The organism is Psychromicrobium silvestre, from assembly GCF_013408295.1.
In the GTDB taxonomy this organism is placed as follows: Bacteria; Actinomycetota; Actinomycetes; order Actinomycetales; family Micrococcaceae; genus Renibacterium; species Renibacterium silvestre.
The window spans coordinates 1,043,952-1,060,959 of the sequence record NZ_JACBYQ010000001.1 but is presented as its reverse complement, the minus strand read 5'-3'; the positions used below and the strand labels follow the sequence as shown (position 1 = coordinate 1,060,959).

The following is a 17,008-nucleotide window of genomic DNA, read 5'->3' as shown; positions in this document are numbered from 1 at the left end:
TGGTAACACCCAGTGGGATAGCTGGGAGTTGAGATGGGATAGATGGGTTGGGTGGAGGGGGTTTTGGGTGGTGGGGTTCGATAGGCTGGAGGCATGTCACTGAATGCTGAGGCCGCCACGGCCGGAACCCGGGCCGATGGCCGCACCGTCGATCAACTCCGAGATATTTCCATCACCCGCGGCTGGTCCAGCCAAGCCGAGGGCTCGGCTTTGATCGAGTTCGGCAGCACCCGGGTGCTCTGCACCGCCTCGCTCACCGCAGGCGTGCCGCGCTGGCTGCGTGGCGAAGGTCGAGGCTGGGTTACCGCGGAATATGCCATGTTGCCGCGAGCCACTAACACTCGCTCCGACCGGGAATCGGTCAAGGGCAAAATTGGCGGACGCACCCATGAGATTTCTCGGCTGATCGGACGCTCACTGCGCTCCATTATCGACACTAAGGCCCTGGGAGAGAACACCATCGTGCTGGATTGCGATGTTTTGCAGGCCGACGGCGGCACCCGGACCGCAGCGATCACGGGAGCCTATGTGGCGCTCGCCGAATCAATCCGCTTCGCACGCGAGAACAAGCTGATCTCCGCCTCGGCGCAGCCCCTGCTGGATACCGTGGCAGCGGTCTCGGTGGGGATCATCGATGGTGCTCCCATGTTGGATCTGGCCTACGTTGAGGATGTCCGGGCGGAGACAGATATGAATGTGGTGGTCACCGGAAGCGGAAAATTCGTTGAAGTACAGGGCACCGCGGAAGGTGCACCTTTCGACCGTGACGAGCTCAACGCGCTGCTGGATCTGGCCCTACTTGGCACCTCACAGCTGGCTCAGATTCAGCGGGACACCCTGGGCTGATCATGACCGAGCTGATCATGACTGGGCCAAAACTGATCCTGGCCACTCATAACCAAGGCAAACTGCGCGAACTTAGGGAATTGCTTCGTGGCCAGATTCCGGGGCTCGACGTCGACACTCAGGTGATCGACGCGGCTGCCGCGGGTGCCCCAGATGTGGCGGAAACCGGGGTGACCTTCGCGGAGAATGCCCTGTTAAAAGCCCATGCGGTGAGTGCAGCGACCGGGTTACCAGCCATTGCGGATGATTCTGGCTTGGCGGTGGATGTGCTGGGCGGGGCTCCTGGCATCTTCTCTGCACGCTGGTCCGGCAGGCACGGGGATGACGCAGCCAATCTGGACCTTCTGCTGGCGCAATTGGGCGATATCGGCCCGGAGCACCGAGCCGCAGGTTTTATCTGTGCGGCTGCCCTGGTGGCTCCCGAGACCGAAGTGGTGGAACTCGGCGAATTGCGCGGCACCCTGTTGAGCGCTCCGCGGGGCGACGGTGGCTTCGGCTACGATCCGATCCTGCAACCGGAAGGCTTAGATCGATCCTGCGCCGAACTCGCACCGGAAGAAAAGAACGCGATCTCGCATCGGGGACAAGCCTTCCGGAAGCTGCTCCCCGCCGTCGTTAGAGCCCTTTCATAAACATCGAGTGTGGAGATCTGCACCGTATGAGTGCTTCATAAGGTGCAGATCTCCACACTCGGCGGAAGAGAAGGATGGACGACGGCGTGCGGCAGCTTTGGAGGCTTAGCTCAGCGGCTCTTCGGAGGGGTCGGAAGTCGCAACATCCCCGTCTTTGCGGCCACGGCGGCTGCGGATCAGCTCGATAGCGATCGGGACCACCGAAAGCACGACGATCAGGATGAAGATCAGATCCAGGTTGTCCCGGACCCACGGCACCGAATTACCGAGCCATCCGCCCAACAGGGTTACGCCGCCAGCCCAGAGTACGCCGCCGATTACGTTGAAGATCGTGAAATGCCGCCTGTTCATCTGGGCTACGCCGACGATGACCGGGACGAAGGTGCGCACAATCGGCACGAAGCGAGCCAGAATGAGCGCCTTGCCACCGTGTTTTTCGAAGAAATCGTGCGCCTTGACGATGTTCTCCTGCTTGAAGAAGCGTGAATCTGGGCGCTTGAAAATGGCCGGTCCAGCCTTCGCACCGATCATATAACCGACTTGGTTACCGGCAATCGCACAGACCACAAGAAGTAGGGTGAGCACCCAGAGATTGATCGGCAGCTTGCCTGCGGCGGTGAGTAAGCCTGCGGTAAAGAGCAGGGAATCGCCGGGCAGGAAGAAACCGAGCAGCAATCCGGTCTCGGCAAAGATGATTCCGCAAGCGATCACAATCACCCAGAACCCCAAGGCGGGATTGTCTAGGATATTGATCGGATTGAGCCAGTCCGGAAGCAGGCCTGTAGGGGCCGGGCCGCGTAAGAAGGCCGAGTGCAGGCCGATTGCTGAGAGAGTCACCCCTCAAGGGTACGGTAATTCGCTGTGCTGGACGCTCAGCAACCCACCGCCGTCGAGCAGCTAGCCGAGGAGTTCATCCGGATAGCACCAGCGCCAGCTCTCACCTTGCTCCACACTACGCATTACCGGGTGCCCACTTTCTCGGTAGTGCCGGTCTGCATGCCTGCCCACCGAGGAATCACAGCAAGCCACCTTTCCGCAGCTTAGGCACATCCGCAAGTGCACAGCCGTGGTGCCTTCTTCAACACAGTCTTGGCAGTAGGGGTTCTCCGGCGTCGGCAGGTCGTGAGCGGCTTGCAGATGTTCGCAGCCGCCCTCGCTGACTGCCATCTCGGTGGGGTCATCAAATTCCGGATCCTCCATTGCGCTCTCAAGCATGGATTCTTCGACGTCCAGGCGATCGAGCACCTCGGCCAGAACCTCGTGTGCGTATTCACCGCTGCTGCGAAGACTAAGCACTTCCTCACGTTCCGCGCCCAGCATCTCTTGCCGCAACTGTGCATAGCGCTGGGAAGGGGTTTGGCTCTCCGCTTCCGACCGACCCAATCGCTCCCAGGCGGCCAGGCCGCGTTCTTGGGTACGTCGCTTGAGCATCGCGAGCACTTCCGGTGGGTCGTCGTCGGTGCTGATTTCGCGCAGTCTGGTGATTCCCGCCGTCGTCGCTCTTTGCATGACCGCCGCCTCGGAAAGCAGATCCTCGCGTTTATCCGGGCCGCGCACGCCTAACATTCGGACCAGCGCTGGCAAGCTGAAGCCTTGTAGTGCCAGGGTCCCTGCCACTACGACCAGGGCAGCCAGAATAAGCACCGATCGATGTTCCAGCTCCTCCGGCAGGGTCAGGGCGGCGGCCAGGGTGACCACGCCGCGCATGCCCGCCCAGGAAATGATCGCCGGGGAGGTCCATGAGGGGGCGGGATCGGCGCGCCGCACGGAGGGGATTAGCCGGGGCAGGTAAGTGGCCGGGAAAACCCAGATGGGTCGTAGCACCAGGACCGCAACCAGTATCGCCAGGCAACCCCACCAGATCGCGGCAAGTCCAAGTGGATCCTCTTGGACTTGCTGGATGATGTCCTTGGCTTGTAGGCCAATGATCAGAAAGACCGAGTTTTCCAGCACGAACTGCACCGTGGTCCAGTTACTGCGTTGGCTGGTCCGGGAGGCACCGCCGGGCATCGCCGGGCTCTTGTAGCCCATGAGCAGTCCACAGACCACGACGGCGAGTACTCCCGAGGCGGAGATACCGAAGAGATGGAGTTCCTCGGCCGGAATATAGGCAATAAAAGGTGCGGCCAGGGACATTGAGGTATTGATCGCTACATTGCGCACTCGCTTGCGAATCTGGGTGAGAATAATGGCCACAATCAGGCCGATCACCACGCCGCCACCGGCTGCCCAGAGGAACTGTGCGCCAATCTGCCAAACCGAGATTCCGCCCGCTAGGGTGGCGATAGCAGCGCGCAGGGTGACCAGCGCGGTGGCGTCGTTGACCAGGGATTCGCCCTCTAGGATGCTGACCACTCGGCGGGGCATCCCAATCCGGCGGGCGACGGCGGTCGCTGCCACCGCGTCCGGCGGCGCCACCACGGCGCCCAGGGCGATGGCAGCAGCCAAGGAGATGCCGGGGAAGACCCAATAAGCCACCAGTCCGACGCCGATCGCCGTGAAGATGACATAGCCCACCGAGAGTAAGCCAATGGAACGAATATTGCTACGGAAATCAACCAGCGAGGTGCGGAAGGCCGCCGCGAAGAGCAGCGGAGGCAGGATCGCGATCAGAATGACTTCCGGGTTCAACTCGACGCGAACACCGGGGATATACGAGCCGAGGGCGCCGACTAGGACAAGCAGCAAAGGCGCTGAAAGGTTGATTCTCTTACCCAGGGCGCTGACCGCGCACACCACCAAGACAATAATCAGCACGCTCAGGATGAATTCCATTCGATCATTCTGTCAGGCGCGGCCTAATCGAACAGCTTGTCGCGGCCCGATGACGAAAGTCATTGAGCCGCTCTGTGGACAGTGACAGGATGAACGAGTGATGAGTTGTGAATGAGGCGATCAATAACATCTTGAATTTCGCAGGCCACTATTGGTGGCTGATTTTTGCTGCCCCGGTGGTGATCGGAATGTTCCGCTCGGCGCTGAGCGGTGATCGCAGGGGGCGGCGCTCTGGCAGCCGCGACCGTTTTGAGCGAGGTTCCGGCTCCGCGGAAGGGCTGGCTAACAACCAGGGCCAGAACAATCAGAACACCTACGGACCGGCCAGCTACCCGGCAACTCCAGCCTGGCGTCAGCAGAGCCAAGCCGCTGAAAGCCCTCGCGAACGCGAAGCCACCCGATTGATCGCCGACCATCGGGCGGTCAACGCTCGTTGGTTAGAGTATGAGCTCGATGTTGGCAAGCTGATCGACTATCCGATGATGTCCGATGTGCGCGAACCTCTTACCGTGGAGTTCATCCGGGCCAAGCGGCTGGCAGACGGGATGAAGCCAGAGTCCCCGCAAGAGCTAGATGACGACGCCCGACTGGCCGAATATCGGCAGGCGGTGCGTAACTTTGAGGTCTCCTTCGACGTGGCCGAGCGCGAGGCAAAACGGATCAAGGATCAGCATTTCAGTGCCCCGGAGCAACAACGACTCAAAACGGCCAGGAAGCTGCTGCCGATGGCGGTGGACGCCGCCTCAACTCAAGCCGAACGGCAACTTGCCTATAGCCGGGCCCGCAAGGAACTCGATGGGCTGATTGCGCTACCCGATGAGGCGCTGGCGGCCCTGGAAAAGCGAGTGCAAGCCGAGATTAGCGGGCCAAAGGCAGATCCATTGCCCGGAGGATCGGCAGCAGAAAAAGGGAAATGAGAGGAGCCAGATCCGGAGTCTCCTCCGCCGCTAGATCCAGCCAGCGCAATTCGGCGATTTCCGCCCGGGCTAGCGCCTGGTGAATACCCGCAGCGAGATACACCTGCGCACTGACGAGGTCGGCGTCGTCGTTGGCGGCCTCACCCTGCCAGTGCCCTAGCGCGCTGAGGGACGACGCCGGGAGCTCCAGCCCAACTTCCTCCTGCACCTCGCGCAGGGCTGCTTCGAGCGGTGTCTCCCCGGAATCCGGTTTGCCGCCCGGTAGCTGGAATCGTTGGGTCCCGGCCTTACGCACCGTGAGTAATTCGCCGTCGAGATTGAAGATGGCCACCGCGCTGACCTGGACGATTCTAGTCACCGCACCATCCTCTCCCGCTGCGGGCTAGATCGAAAATGCTGCATCGAAAATTCGGTTGACAGGAACTCGAACAGACCCTAGGTTAGTTACATGAGTAATGAACCGGCTAACCAAGTAACCGACATGGTTAGCCGTGGAGTGGGGGACGCATGATCGACAACGGTAAACCGATCTTCTTGCAGATCGCGGAACTGATCGAGAACGAAATCGTGGACGGCTCATTAGCCGAGGAGAGCCAAGTGCCCTCTACTAACGAATTCGCGGCCTTCCACCGAATCAACCCCGCCACAGCCGCCAAGGGCGTGAACCTGCTGGTTGACGACGGCATCTTGTACAAACGGCGGGGGATAGGAATGTTCGTGGCGAGCGGAGCGCGGGAAAGTTTGATGGTGCGCAGACGAGAAGAGTTCTACCAGCAATTCGTACAACCATTGCGCGCCGAGGCTCGCAAATTAGGCATCGACAATCGACAACTAGCCGAGATGATCACCCGGGATGGGACTGGGCTAGAACAGCCGCAAGAAACGGCAGAAAGGGCGACGAACTAATGAGAGATATTGGCAGCGAGCACCGGGACCCGGTGGTGAAGGTGCGCAATCTCAGCAAGCACTACCGTGATTTCAAGGCTTTGGATTCGGTAAGTTTCGAACTAGAAGCCAATAAGATCTACGGACTTCTTGGCCGCAATGGCGCGGGCAAGACCACTCTGATGTCGATCTTGACAGCCCAAGGCTTCAGCTCCAGTGGCGAGATCGAGGTTTTCGGCGGCCATCCCTATGAAAACGACAAGATCCTCAGCCGAATCTGCTTTATCCGTGAATCACAGAAGTACCCCGATGACTTCAAGCCGAGGCACGCTTTCGCCGCGGCGAAGATCTTCTTCGAGAATTGGGATCAAGAGCTCGCGGAGCGACTGGTGGAAGATTTCCAATTGCCGCTAAACCGCCGAATTAAGAAACTCTCCCGGGGGCAGCTCTCCGCCGTGGGCGTGATTATTGGACTGGCCTCGCGGGCTGAGCTGACCTTCTTCGACGAGCCCTACCTGGGTCTCGACGCGGTGGCCCGCCAGCTCTTCTACGACCGGCTAGTGCAGGACTATTCCGAGCATCCGCGCACCATTGTGCTTTCCTCGCACCTGATTGACGAGGTGTCGAATCTGCTGGAACACGTGATCGTGATCGATAAGGGCAGGATCATTATCGACGACGACGCCGAAAATATCCGCGGCAGCGCGGTCACCGTGGTGGGGGCAGCAGCTCGAATCGAGCACTTCGTTGCGGGCAAGGAGATCCTGCATCGGGAGAACTTCGCTTCTTTGGCTTCGGTCACCATCAACGGCCAACTGAGTACCGCGGAGCGGACCGAGGCGAACGAATTGGGGCTGGAGCTTGCCCCGGTCTCGCTACAGCAGCTAGTGGTGCGCAAGACCATTAACGCTGACGCGGACGATTTCAGCGAAAAAACCGCAGCAGAAGCTTTCACCAAGGAGGTAACCCGATGAACCGCGTAGTAAATGTCGTGCGGATGCAGCTGACCAATAAGTGGACTTTCCTAGGCATTCCAGCGGTTATTCTCTGTGGTTCCTTCCTGCTGAGCCTGGCGATCTTTGCGATGATCCCCAACACGGTAGCGTTCAAGTTTTCCGGGGCGGGCCAGGCCGTGATTTGGTATTTCTTGGGGCTTGGCATTCAGGCTCTGACCTTGACCTTCCCCTTTTCGCAGGGGCTGAGCATTAGCCGCCGGGCCTTTTATCTGGGCTCGATGTTGCTCTTCGGTACGGTAGCACTGGTGATGGCCGTGCTCTATTGGCTGATGGGACTTTTGGAGGACGCCACCGGAGGCTGGGGGATGAATGGGCACATGTTCCACCTGGCTTGGGTCTCCGATGGAGCCTGGTATGCCACCGTATTGTTCTTCTTCTCCACCATGTTCTTCCTTTATCTGGTGGGTTTCTGGGCCGCTACTCTCTATAAGCGCTGGCAGGTCAATGGCATGCTCGTGGCGGGCACCGCATTGACATTGATCCTGGTGGGCTTGGCTGCTCTGCTCACTTGGCAGGGCTGGTGGCCGAATCTCCTTGGCTGGTTCGGTGAACAGAGCAATCTCAGCATTGCAGGCCTCTTGTTGGCGCTCTGCGTGGTGCTGGCCGCCGGCTCCTATGTGACGCTGCGGAAGGCCACGCCCTAGCGGCACGCCGTCAGAGCTGTTTAGAGGCTTGACTTAGAGGCTCTGTTTAGAGGCCAAGCTCGGTGGCTAGGTCGATGCCGGGAACATGCAGCACGGTGGCAAAGCCCAGCGCGGCCGCAGCCTCGATGTTCTCGGCACGATCATCGATGAAAGTGATGTGGCTCGCGGGCACTCCGAGCTCGGCCAGCACATGCTGATAAATCTTGGGGTCGGGCTTCACCAGTTCCAGATGACCGCTGTAAAAGACCTTGCTGAAGTATTTCGGCCAGTTCTGCGACTCACCCAGGCTGTCGGCCAGCTCGGCAGGCATATTGGATAGCAGTGCCAACCGTGCGCCGGTTGAATCGATCGCCTCTAAAACGTCCAAGGTCTCCGGATTTAGATGGGACCAGGCTCGGAGATCAAGCGCGTGTAACTGAGCTAGCCGCCCCTCGGAGACTTCCTGGCCCAGTACGGCAGTCCAGTATTGAAGGGTACTTAGCTGACCGCCGTCGTACCCTACCCGGTGCTGCCAATAGGGGCCGGATTCGTCCATGGGCTGGCCGCTGGCTTCCTCCAGCGCAGCCCAGTCAGCCTCCGTTGGAGCCTCGGAAATCACCATGCCATAGTCAAAGAGATACCAATTCACGCTTCTCAGCTTATCCGGCACGCCGCGACAACGAAGACGATCCGGCGGGGCTAACCTTGAGGAGTGAGTCTGGATTTCACCGCTATCGATTTCGAAACGGCCAACGGTTTTCGGGGTTCTCCCTGCGCGGTGGGGCTGAGTAGGGTACGTGGCGGCCGAATTGTCGAGGAGGCTTTTTGGCTGATGCGCCCGCCTGCCGGGCATGATCACTTTGACCCTCGAAACATCGAGATCCACGGGGTGACTCCGCAGCAGGTGGCCAGCCAGCCGCGCTTTGGCGAGGTCTTCGGTGAGATCACGGATTTTCTGGGCGCGGACGTATTGGTGGCCCATAATGCGGCTTTCGATACCGGGGTGATTAAGGCGGCGCTGCAAGCCAGTGCCAGGCCTGGACCAGCTTTTGCCTATGCCTGCACCGTGATTCTGGCTCGCCGTAGCTACTCCCTGCCCTCCTACTCGCTACCCTTTGTGGCCGAGGCTGCCGGAGTTCCACTGATCCACCATCACGACGCCATCGAGGATGCACGCGCTTGTGCCGGAATCATGATCGATATCGCCGGGATACATGGCGCGGAAAGCATCGAACAGCTCTATCAGGCCATGTCACTCTCGCTGCCGGTCATGGAGGCCTTCCAGCCGGACCTGGCCCAGTTGGATTCTCAATTGGATTCCGCTCGACTTGATTCCGCTCGCACTGCACCACTGGTTCAGAATTCAAGCTGGCTCGGCTGGCCGGAGGAGGGAGCCAATCCGGAACCGAATATCAGCGCAGATCGCAACCATCCGCTCTACGGCCAGACGGTGGTGTTCACCGGCAATCTGCAGATCCCGCGTAGCACCGCCAAAGTCCGAGCCGCCGAGGTTGGTGCTCGACCGGCCAGTAGTGTGACCGCGAAGACCACGGTGCTGGTGGTGGGGGATGGATTCATTGCCGCGGATCTGCGCCGTGGCGATACCAGCGCGGGCCGGGTCACCACCAAGGCCCGCCGGGTTTTGGAACTGCACGGCAAGGGCCAGCAGATTGAGGTCCTCTCCGAGGGCGAGTTCATGCAGATGATTGGCTGAGCATGGCTCATCCCAGGATGTACGACGACGGCGACCTGGGCTTGGCCGAGTTGCGTCGCCTAGCGCTGGGCTTTCCAGCCGCTATCGAGAAGGAAGCCTTCGGCAGGCCAACCTTCCGGGCCGGGGAGAAGGGTAAGGTTTTCGCCTATTTCGGCTTTGGCCGGACCGGTCACCCGCGTCCCTTTTCCGTTTTGGTGCTGCCGGATGACTCCGAACGCGAAGCGCTCCTGCAGGATGATCGCTGTTACCTACCCTCTTATCTGGCTTCCGCAGGTTGGATCGGGCTGGACTTCGAAGCAGCGGAGGTGGACTGGCAGGAGGTGGCCGAGCTCCTGGACACCTCCTATCGGCGGATTGCCTCACGCTCCCTATTAGCCCGTTTGGATGCCGAGGGCGGTCCAGCCGATGATCACTGAACAGACTTAGTTCGACACATTGCTTCTCTGCGGCGATCCGGCGAATCTACGCTTGATCCATGTCCCAGCTCGGTGAACGACCAATAGATTCGGTACCGGTAGTTTCGGTGAACTCGGTAGCGGAGAACAGCAGCGATTTTCTTGCTGTCCGGTTACCGGCGGCACAGCAAATCGTGCTCCAACCGGGACCACTCAAGCGATTTTTCGCCTTTCCTAATCCGGTCAACGAGTATGCGGCGAGATTCACGGCAGGCCTGGTGGTGATCCTGGCCTTGCTCACCCTTCTCACCGGTTGGGGTTGGGGCCTGGTGGTTATTGCCGCCGGCTTCGTACTTCGAGTGCTTTTCGGGCCGAGAATTTCGCCCTTTGCGCTGCTCTCGGTCAAGCTACTAGCGCCGCGGCTGGGTGCCCCCAAATTGGTTCCGGGACCGCCCAAGCGTTTCGCCCAGGGCATCGGCGCGGTGCTCTCGCTGGCCGCCGTGGCGTTCTACTTCTCCGGAAACCCCACAGTGGCTTGGGGGCTCTTGCTGCTTCTCATTATTGCGGCAGCCCTCGAATCTTTTCTCGGCTTCTGCCTGGGCTGTACGATCTTCGGATTCCTACAGCGCTTCGGCATCATCCCTGATTCGATTTGTGAGGCTTGCAACAATGTCAGCCGACGGACGAGTCAGGCCTAGCAACCCTATCCCCGGTGACCGTCAGCAAGCTCTCCGCCATCGCGTAAATCAGCTCAGGGGCCTCGGACATTTGCAGCCAGGATTCGGGCAGACAGCTTTCGCCATAATGTGCCCCGAGGATATTCCCGACCAGCGAGGCTGATTTCCCCTGTAGCCTGCTTGCCGTCCGGATAGCGGCAAGATAGTGAGCCTTTGGGCTGGGACTGGTAGAGGCTGTGCTCAAAACCGAGGAAAGTGCTAGCGCCAAAATATCCGCTGCCGATTCGCCTCGGTTGGAGGCGGCTTCATCGCGTTCATCGCGAAATTGCTCGCCCGGTTCCTGTACCGCCTGTTCTAGCCGCGTCAGCAACTCCGGATCCGCTCTAAGGTCGGTCAAATAACTCTGCATCGATTCGGCTGCTTCGATCAAGCCAAGCTCCTGCACAGCCAATTGATGAATAAGCCAGCTGAAGGCTGCGGAGGCTTGGATCGCCGTCGGGTGCCCATGGGTAAGAGCCGCCCCTTCCATGCTCATCTTCGCCACCGTGCCAGCCTCCAGATAAGGAATCAACCCAAAGGGTGCCGAACGGGTCAGGCTCCCGCAACCGTTGGCCTCGGGGCTGACCGGCTTTGCCAGGGTCCCCATTTCGCCGCTCAGCAACGAACTCAAGCAGCTCCGATCCGGTTTACGGCGATGGCTGAGCACCTGCTGCCTGTCGATCCAACGCCCCGGAGGCTGCGGCGCGCCCTCCGGGATCGCTTCGCCCTGGCTGCGTAGCCAGCGCAGATAGGACAGCCAGAGGCAGGCAATGTGGTCGGCGGCCACGCCCTGGTTGGCCCAGTCAATGGCTTCCACCAGGGCATCCACAGTGAAAAGGCTCAGCTGAGTTTTTTCGGAGAAGTGCACCGGCTGCGGCAGCTGGGACAGATCGAGCAGGCCGATAGCCCCAAAATCTGGGCCGAAGGAGTGCCCAATTCCGGGTTCCACGGCGGAGCCAAAAGAGTCGCCCAGCGCGCCCGCCATAAGGCAGCCCCGGACCCGAGAGGAGAAGTTCATATCCACAATCTATCTGTTACCCCCGAAGGCTTCACAGCCTGCCGTCAGGATTGACCGGGTACAGTAATGTCCGGATAAACAGACGAGACGAAGGAAGATGATGTCCCAGGTGAGTACCATCACAAACGAAGAAACCGTGGAGCCCGAAATCGATACCGAAGAACCCAAGCAGCCCGCAATCTGGGCACGATTGGGGGCTGAAGTGATCGGCACTTTCATCCTGGTCTTCGCAGGGTTGGGTGCTGCGGTCTGGGGCGCTCTTCAGGTGGGTACCCCCATTTCTGCTGCGCTGGCCTTTGGCCTGGCACTGGTGGTGGCCGCGATTGCCTTCGGGCCGGTTTCCGGCGGGCACTTCAACCCTGCGGTCACCCTGGGTGCCGCTATCGCGGGTGGGATCAAGTGGTTGCACGCACTCTATTACGTGATCGCTCAGGTGATCGGCGCCTTCCTGGCTGCCCTGATCCTCTACGTTGTGTTGAACACGCTGCCTGCCTTCAAGAGCAGCAGCACAGGTGGCGGGCTGGCCCAAGTCTTCACCTCACTAGCCAATGGCTTTGACGATAATTCACCCGTGAAGCTGCCACTGATCGGCGCAGCCTTGATCGAGATCATTGCTACCGCTGTGTTCGTTTCGGTGATCCTGGCCGTTGGTCGGCTGCGCAACAAAGCTGCCGGACCTTTCGCGATCGGCCTGAGCCTGGCTGTGCTGCTCACCGTGGTGGCTCCTTTCACTGGCGGTAGCCTCAACCCGGCTCGCTCCACCGCAGTGGTGTTCTTCGGTCAGAGCGAGGCGATCGGTCAGCTCTGGATCTTCTGGGTAGCTCCTTTGGCGGGCGCCGCGTTGGCCGGATTGATCTACCGCGGGTTCATTGTGCCCAACGGCGATTCCCCCAAGGCTGCTGCCTTGGCCGCGCTTCAAGATGCCGAAGACGCCGAGACTTCTTCGGTGGCGACTTCTCCGGTGGCGACCGCCGTCGAGCAGGCTAACAGCCCCGCAAGCGAGGCTGTTGCCGCTGAGGCCAGCACCCAGAGTTTGGACGCTCAGGGGGTAGATCCGGAAGCGGAGGCCCGCGATTTCTTCGACGGTGCCGCAAAGCCGAAATCTGAGGAATCTGAAGCCTCTAAGGAGAACTAGAAGCAGGCTGGGAACTCTTAGAGACCCTTGACCACTAAGGGCTGGTGCTGATTGTCAGCGCCAGCCCTTAGGCTTTTCCCATGCGATTGCTGCACACTTCCGACTGGCACCTAGGCCGTTCCTTCCACGGCGTGGGATTACTTGGCGCGCAGCAGCGATTCATCGAGCAGCTATTAGCGACCGTGCGAGAATCAGCCGTTGAGGTGGTGCTGATCTCGGGAGATGTCTATGACCGGGCGATGCCCTCGGTTGATGCGGTGCGGCTTTTCAGCTCCACCTTGGCGCGAATCCGCGAGGCAGGGGCTCAGATTGTGCTGAGCAGCGGAAACCACGACTCTGCGGGGCGGCTCGGCTTTGCGGCGGAGGTCCTGGGGCACGGTGGAGTGCATATTCGCGCCGAGCCGAAGGAGCTGGCCCGCCCGGTGCTGTTCCCATTGGAAGCCGGAGCCGCGACGGCTCAGTTGGCGATCTACGGGGTTCCTTATCTGGAGCCTCGATTGGTGGCCGATGAGCTGGACTTGGCCGAACCGGACCACCAGAGCGCTATGGCTGCGGCTTTGGCACGGATTCGTGCCGATCTGGCCGAACGCCCGGGGACTCGTTCCCTGGTGCTGGCGCACACCTTCGCCAGTGGCGCGCTCAGCTCGGAGAGCGAACGTCAATTGAGCGGAATGCGCAGCGGCGGCATCGGCGCGGTGCCACTCGATCTTTTCGACGGATTCGACTATGTCGCATTGGGCCATCTCCATGGCAGGCAGCAGCTGAGTCCATCGGTACGTTATAGCGGCTCGCCACTGGCTTATTCCTTCTCCGAGGCTGGGCAGTATAAGGGTGGCTGGTTGCTGGAGATTGACCAGGACGGCGTGCAATCCGTTGAGGCAGTCAGCTGGCCGGCCGAACGGGGGTTGGCAATTTTGCGCGGAACTCTCACGGAGCTCCTCGAAGATCAGCGCTTTGCCTCCTTCGAGGACGCTTACTGCCAGGTGACCCTGACGGATTCGGAGCGTCCGCTCCGGGCGATGGATCGAATACGCGAACGCTTTGCGCAGACCTTGGTGCTGGAATTCGAACCCGAGAGCAGGGCCGCCAGCAGCCGGTCCAGCTACGCGGACCGGATTGCCGCCGCCGGTGACGATTTAGAGATCTGCACCGGTTTCTTGGAACACGTCCGGGCCGCGCCAGCGAATGAAGCCGAGCGGCAGGCGCTTCACGATGCGGTGGATGCGGTACGCGCGGAACAGGTTTCCGAATGAGGGTACACCGGCTGGAAATACAAGCTTTCGGACCTTTCTCCGAACGTCAACGGGTGGATTTTGACCGCTTGGGGGAACAGGGCTTGTTCCTGCTCAACGGCGCGACCGGCGCGGGAAAGACGAGCGTCCTCGATGCCATTTGCTTCGCGCTCTTTGGCTCCGTACCCGGTGCTCGGCAGGGCGGTAACCACCTGCGCAGCGACCACGCCCCGGCAGGGCTGGAGCCCTCCGTGCTATTGGAGTTTAGCGCCAATAAACGTTACTTCGAGGTGACTCGTAGCCCCTCCTGGCAGCGACCGAAGAAAACCGGTGGCAATGATTCGCTCGTTACCGAGCAAGCCCATACCCTGCTCCGGGAGAAGATCGGCGGCGAGTGGGTACCGCTTTCCTCCAGGAACGATGAGGCTTCTGAGCAAATTCGTCAGCTACTAGGCATGAACCGGGAGCAGTTCACCAAGGTGGTGATGCTGGCTCAGGGAGAATTCGCGGCTTTTTTGAGAGCCAAAGTGGAGGACCGGCAGACTCTGCTGCAGCAGCTATTCGGTACCGAACGGTTCAAAGCGGTTGAGTCGGAATTGCTCCGTTCTGCTACGGCGGTAAAACAGGAACTAGCGAACGATGAAGCCCGGCTGGCGGAACTGCTGCGCCAAGCGCGTGAAGCCGCGGCTAAATTCATCGCAGTCGACGGGCAGGCCACCGAAGAGCCTGGGGGCGAGGAAACCAGGGATGTCCCGGACTTCGAAGCAGCCATAGCCGCCGAAGAGGCTCAGCATCAGGAGCTAAAGGAAGCCCTGGAGCTAGCCGGTCGGCGTGCCGAGAAATCAGAATCTCGCTTCACTAAAGCGCAGGAACAGGCGCGCAAACATAACGCATTGGTGCTGGTTGAAGCCGCTCAAACCGAAGTGAATCTCGAAGCTGAGGACCAGGCGCTCAGGCTGAGACGCTTGGAACAGCATCGCCGAGCTGAGGCTTTTTCGGGTGAAATGAAACGAGTCCGGCTAGCGCTGCAATCCAAGCAGCAGAGCGAAACCGCAGTGACACCCGCTCGGACCACGTTACCTCTTCCACTACGCGCGATGTCCTTAGCGGAGCTGGAAGGCGAGGCAAGCCGGCTTTCCGCCGAGCGCGCCGTCGTGCAGACCTTACTGCCCGAGGAGGAACTACTCAATCGACAGTTGCTGGAACAAGAAACCAACCAAGCAGAACGGGCGAAGTCGCAAGATCGCCGCGATCAACTCCGGCTGCGGATCGTCGAGCTTCAAGAGGAACTGAACACCCTCGAGGCAGGGCTCCTGGAGCAGGCGGAAGCGGCTGGGCAAAGGGAGAGCCGGAAGGACCGGTTAGTGGCTGTGCAAGCCAGACAAGCAGCAGCCGATGCCTATCGACGTGCACAGGGCGAACTCGAGGAGTTGGAGGAACAGTTACGCGATGCCCGGGACGAGCAATTGTCTGCCAAACAGCACTGGCTGACTCTTATGCAATCCCGTTTAGACAGTGTTACCGGGGAACTGGCTGCCCAGCTGGAGGTAGGAGTACCTTGCCCGGTATGTGGCAGCCTGGATCATCCGCAGCCCTCGGCTCAGCTGGGGGAGAGCTTGTCGATCACCGCCCAAGAAAAGCAGGCCCGTGAACTCCAGGATGCGGGGGAGCATCAGGTAAATGCTCTAGCCGAAGCTCACGCCAAGCTACGTGCCGAGGTAGCAGGCCACGCGGCCCAGGGCGGGACCGAAGACGCCGAAGGTCTGCAAGGACAATATTTGGCGGCGAGACAAGAGCTGGAGCTGGCCGAGGAAGCGGTGCGAAAGTGCGCCGAGCTGGAACTGCGCAGCGAGGCTGCCGGAGAAGAACTGCGCAGTGTGCAGGCGGCGGAGCACAGCCTAGCCTCGCGAATTCTGCAACTCGACACCTTGATCGACTCCGCGGCCGTCACGATAGCCGAGCGTGAGTCGAAGCTACTTACGGAGCGTGTGGAGCATCCATCCATTGCGCTTCGCTTGGAAGCCATGAGTCAACAGCAGGCGGAACTTCGATCAACCATTGAAGTGCTGCAAACGCAGGTCCAGGCCGAACAGGAGTTCCACCGGGCCGAGCAGGCTTTTCAAGAGCGCCTCTCGGAGAGCGAGTTCGAGAATCTGAAGCAGGTCGAATCTGCTTGGCGCGATGCCACAGAGCTCGAAGAACTTGGGAAGAATATTTCTCGCTATCAGGAGGCTGCCATCCGAGCCGAACAGGCGATGGCTGCCGAAGAGGTACAAACCGCGCTCGCCGAGCGAACCGCCGGGGTCACGCCTCTCGGTGCCGAGGGTATGAGGGAGCTGGAGGCAGCGGCCGCGGAACATCGGGAAAGCCTGCACGAAACGGAGCTGGCTTACCGACTCGCCAGCACAAGCCAAGGCAGCGTCGCTTCCGCGGCCGAGCGATACCTTTCCTTTGCGGCAGAGATCGCGCCGGCTCGTGAGAGGGCTCAACTGCTGACCGCCTTAGCGGATACCGCACGCGGGCTAGGGCACAATGACTACAAAATGCCCCTGAGCGCCTATGTCCTAGCAGCCCGGCTGGAACAGGTGGCTATCGCGGCCACCGAACGCCTTCAGGTGATGAGCGATGGTCGCTACGCGCTGGAGCATAGTGATGCGCTGGCCGGCCGGAACCGTAAGTCTGGGCTGGGGCTGGAAGTGATTGACGGTTGGACCGGTCAACGCCGAGATACCTCCACGCTTTCCGGGGGAGAGTCATTCATGGCTTCCTTGGCTCTTGCCTTGGGTTTGGCCGACGTCGTTCACCAGGAGTCAGGCGGCCTGCCTATCGATACGCTTTTTGTGGATGAGGGCTTCGGCAGCCTGGACGAGGAATCCCTCGACCAGGTGATGACCTCCTTGGAGAGTCTGCGCGATGCTGGCCGGGTGGTCGGTCTGGTCAGCCACGTCGCGGAGCTGAAATTGCGGATTCCACTACAGCTCCAAGTGATCAAGGGGCGGCACGGCTCAACTCTGAGCATGAGGACGCTCAATCGGCTAGAATAGAGGGGTAAACGGGTCGGGTGCATCGGGCGGAGGGACGATGCACGTTATGACGCGTGCCGG

Annotated in this window: 17 protein-coding genes; 12 read left to right on the top strand and 5 right to left on the bottom strand. The window is 60.5% G+C overall.

The genetic code is table 11. The features are described 5' to 3' along the window. The first annotated feature begins 93 nt into the window (after positions 1 to 93). On the top strand, positions 94 to 846 hold the full coding sequence (rph, locus tag FHU41_RS04980) for a ribonuclease PH (protein ID WP_179388495.1): 753 nt from the start codon (positions 94 to 96) through the stop codon (positions 844 to 846). Positions 847 to 848: 2 nt separating this feature from the next. Then, positions 849 to 1,478: an RdgB/HAM1 family non-canonical purine NTP pyrophosphatase gene (gene rdgB, locus FHU41_RS04975; RefSeq protein WP_179388494.1), complete on the top strand. Its 630-nt coding sequence runs from the start codon at positions 849 to 851 to the stop codon at positions 1,476 to 1,478. A 105-nt stretch (positions 1,479 to 1,583) separates the two neighbouring features. On the opposite strand, the gene FHU41_RS04970 is transcribed toward rdgB, so the two are convergent. Both FHU41_RS04970 and FHU41_RS04965 read right to left on the bottom strand, forming a co-directional pair. Then, on the bottom strand, positions 1,584 to 2,315 hold the full coding sequence (locus FHU41_RS04970; protein ID WP_179388493.1) for a VTT domain-containing protein: 732 nt from the start codon (positions 2,313 to 2,315) through the stop codon (positions 1,584 to 1,586). Between the two features lie 60 nt (positions 2,316 to 2,375). Continuing rightward, positions 2,376 to 4,253 (bottom strand): Na+/H+ antiporter, encoded by a 1,878-nt coding sequence (locus tag FHU41_RS04965; protein WP_179388492.1) that lies wholly within the window; start codon positions 4,251 to 4,253, stop codon positions 2,376 to 2,378. Positions 4,254 to 4,360: 107 nt separating this feature from the next. On the opposite strand from FHU41_RS04965, the gene FHU41_RS04960 reads away from it, so the two are divergent. Then, positions 4,361 to 5,170 (top strand): hypothetical protein, encoded by an 810-nt coding sequence (locus tag FHU41_RS04960; protein WP_179388491.1) that lies wholly within the window; start codon positions 4,361 to 4,363, stop codon positions 5,168 to 5,170. Here FHU41_RS04960 and FHU41_RS04955 read toward each other — a convergent pair. Next, positions 5,112 to 5,528, bottom strand: a complete 417-nt coding sequence (locus FHU41_RS04955; protein WP_179388490.1) for an NUDIX domain-containing protein — start codon at positions 5,526 to 5,528, stop codon at positions 5,112 to 5,114. The genes FHU41_RS04960 and FHU41_RS04955 overlap by 59 nt on opposite strands. Before the next feature lie 149 nt (positions 5,529 to 5,677). Here FHU41_RS04955 and FHU41_RS04950 point away from each other — a divergent pair, with 149 nt between their 5' ends. Genes FHU41_RS04950 through FHU41_RS04940 form a run of 3 tightly spaced genes read left to right on the top strand, consistent with a single transcriptional unit; the run spans position 5,678 to position 7,715 of the window. Beyond that, positions 5,678 to 6,076: a GntR family transcriptional regulator gene (locus tag FHU41_RS04950; protein WP_179388489.1), complete on the top strand. Its 399-nt coding sequence runs from the start codon at positions 5,678 to 5,680 to the stop codon at positions 6,074 to 6,076. Further along, positions 6,076 to 7,029, top strand: a complete 954-nt coding sequence (locus FHU41_RS04945; protein ID WP_179388488.1) for an ABC transporter ATP-binding protein — start codon at positions 6,076 to 6,078, stop codon at positions 7,027 to 7,029. The genes FHU41_RS04950 and FHU41_RS04945 overlap by 1 nt, the downstream gene beginning before the upstream one ends. Continuing rightward, on the top strand, positions 7,026 to 7,715 hold the full coding sequence (locus FHU41_RS04940) for a hypothetical protein (protein ID WP_179388487.1): 690 nt from the start codon (positions 7,026 to 7,028) through the stop codon (positions 7,713 to 7,715). The genes FHU41_RS04945 and FHU41_RS04940 overlap by 4 nt, the downstream gene beginning before the upstream one ends. Before the next feature lie 46 nt (positions 7,716 to 7,761). On the opposite strand, the gene FHU41_RS04935 is transcribed toward FHU41_RS04940, so the two are convergent. Then, on the bottom strand, positions 7,762 to 8,343 hold the full coding sequence (locus tag FHU41_RS04935) for an HAD family hydrolase (protein WP_343046245.1): 582 nt from the start codon (positions 8,341 to 8,343) through the stop codon (positions 7,762 to 7,764). 63 nt (positions 8,344 to 8,406) lie between these two features. Here FHU41_RS04935 and FHU41_RS04930 point away from each other — a divergent pair, with 63 nt between their 5' ends. The 3 genes from FHU41_RS04930 (at position 8,407) to FHU41_RS04920 (ending at position 10,501) form a co-directional block, all read left to right on the top strand. Further along, on the top strand, positions 8,407 to 9,408 hold the full coding sequence (locus FHU41_RS04930) for an exonuclease domain-containing protein (protein ID WP_179388486.1): 1,002 nt from the start codon (positions 8,407 to 8,409) through the stop codon (positions 9,406 to 9,408). A 2-nt stretch (positions 9,409 to 9,410) separates the two neighbouring features. Continuing rightward, the gene (locus FHU41_RS04925; RefSeq protein ID WP_218846943.1) at positions 9,411 to 9,824 is read left to right on the top strand and encodes an MmcQ/YjbR family DNA-binding protein; all 414 of its coding nucleotides are present in this window, start codon (positions 9,411 to 9,413) and stop codon (positions 9,822 to 9,824) included. Between the two features lie 170 nt (positions 9,825 to 9,994). After that, complete coding sequence (locus tag FHU41_RS04920; protein WP_343046283.1) at positions 9,995 to 10,501, top strand: DUF4395 domain-containing protein; 507 nt, start codon at positions 9,995 to 9,997, stop codon at positions 10,499 to 10,501. Here the strand turns inward: FHU41_RS04920 and FHU41_RS04915 are convergent. After that, positions 10,476 to 11,537 (bottom strand): ADP-ribosylglycohydrolase family protein, encoded by a 1,062-nt coding sequence (locus FHU41_RS04915; RefSeq protein ID WP_179388484.1) that lies wholly within the window; start codon positions 11,535 to 11,537, stop codon positions 10,476 to 10,478. The two genes, FHU41_RS04920 and FHU41_RS04915, sit on opposite strands and share 26 nt — an antisense overlap. 109 nt (positions 11,538 to 11,646) lie before the next feature. On the opposite strand from FHU41_RS04915, the gene FHU41_RS04910 reads away from it, so the two are divergent. The 3 genes from FHU41_RS04910 (at position 11,647) to FHU41_RS04900 (ending at position 16,948) form a co-directional block, all read left to right on the top strand. Further along, positions 11,647 to 12,672 carry an aquaporin gene (locus tag FHU41_RS04910; RefSeq protein ID WP_179388483.1) on the top strand — a complete coding sequence of 342 codons (1,026 nt, stop codon included), beginning with the start codon at positions 11,647 to 11,649 and terminating at the stop codon, positions 12,670 to 12,672. Positions 12,673 to 12,752: 80 nt separating this feature from the next. Then, positions 12,753 to 13,925 (top strand): exonuclease SbcCD subunit D, encoded by a 1,173-nt coding sequence (locus tag FHU41_RS04905; RefSeq protein WP_179388482.1) that lies wholly within the window; start codon positions 12,753 to 12,755, stop codon positions 13,923 to 13,925. Next, entirely contained in the window at positions 13,922 to 16,948 is a 3,027-nt protein-coding gene (locus FHU41_RS04900) for an AAA family ATPase (protein WP_179388481.1), read from the top strand. Before FHU41_RS04905 ends, FHU41_RS04900 begins: the two co-directional genes overlap by 4 nt. Positions 16,949 to 17,008 lie beyond the last annotated feature (60 nt).

What these genes read in the sequence shown, in the direction of transcription:
- rph (WP_179388495.1), top strand. Translation starts at nt 94, where the DNA reads ATGTCACTGAATGCTGAGGCCGCCACGGCCGGAACCCGGGCCGATGGC.
- rdgB (WP_179388494.1), top strand. Translation starts at nt 849, where the DNA reads ATGACCGAGCTGATCATGACTGGGCCAAAACTGATCCTGGCCACTCAT.
- FHU41_RS04965 (WP_179388492.1), bottom strand. Translation starts at nt 4,253, where the DNA reads ATGGAATTCATCCTGAGCGTGCTGATTATTGTCTTGGTGGTGTGCGCG.
- FHU41_RS04950 (WP_179388489.1), top strand. Translation starts at nt 5,678, where the DNA reads ATGATCGACAACGGTAAACCGATCTTCTTGCAGATCGCGGAACTGATC.
- FHU41_RS04945 (WP_179388488.1), top strand. Translation starts at nt 6,076, where the DNA reads ATGAGAGATATTGGCAGCGAGCACCGGGACCCGGTGGTGAAGGTGCGC.
- FHU41_RS04940 (WP_179388487.1), top strand. Translation starts at nt 7,026, where the DNA reads ATGAACCGCGTAGTAAATGTCGTGCGGATGCAGCTGACCAATAAGTGG.
- FHU41_RS04925 (WP_218846943.1), top strand. Translation starts at nt 9,411, where the DNA reads ATGGCTCATCCCAGGATGTACGACGACGGCGACCTGGGCTTGGCCGAG.
- FHU41_RS04915 (WP_179388484.1), bottom strand. Translation starts at nt 11,537, where the DNA reads ATGAACTTCTCCTCTCGGGTCCGGGGCTGCCTTATGGCGGGCGCGCTG.
- FHU41_RS04905 (WP_179388482.1), top strand. Translation starts at nt 12,753, where the DNA reads ATGCGATTGCTGCACACTTCCGACTGGCACCTAGGCCGTTCCTTCCAC.
- FHU41_RS04900 (WP_179388481.1), top strand. Translation starts at nt 13,922, where the DNA reads ATGAGGGTACACCGGCTGGAAATACAAGCTTTCGGACCTTTCTCCGAA.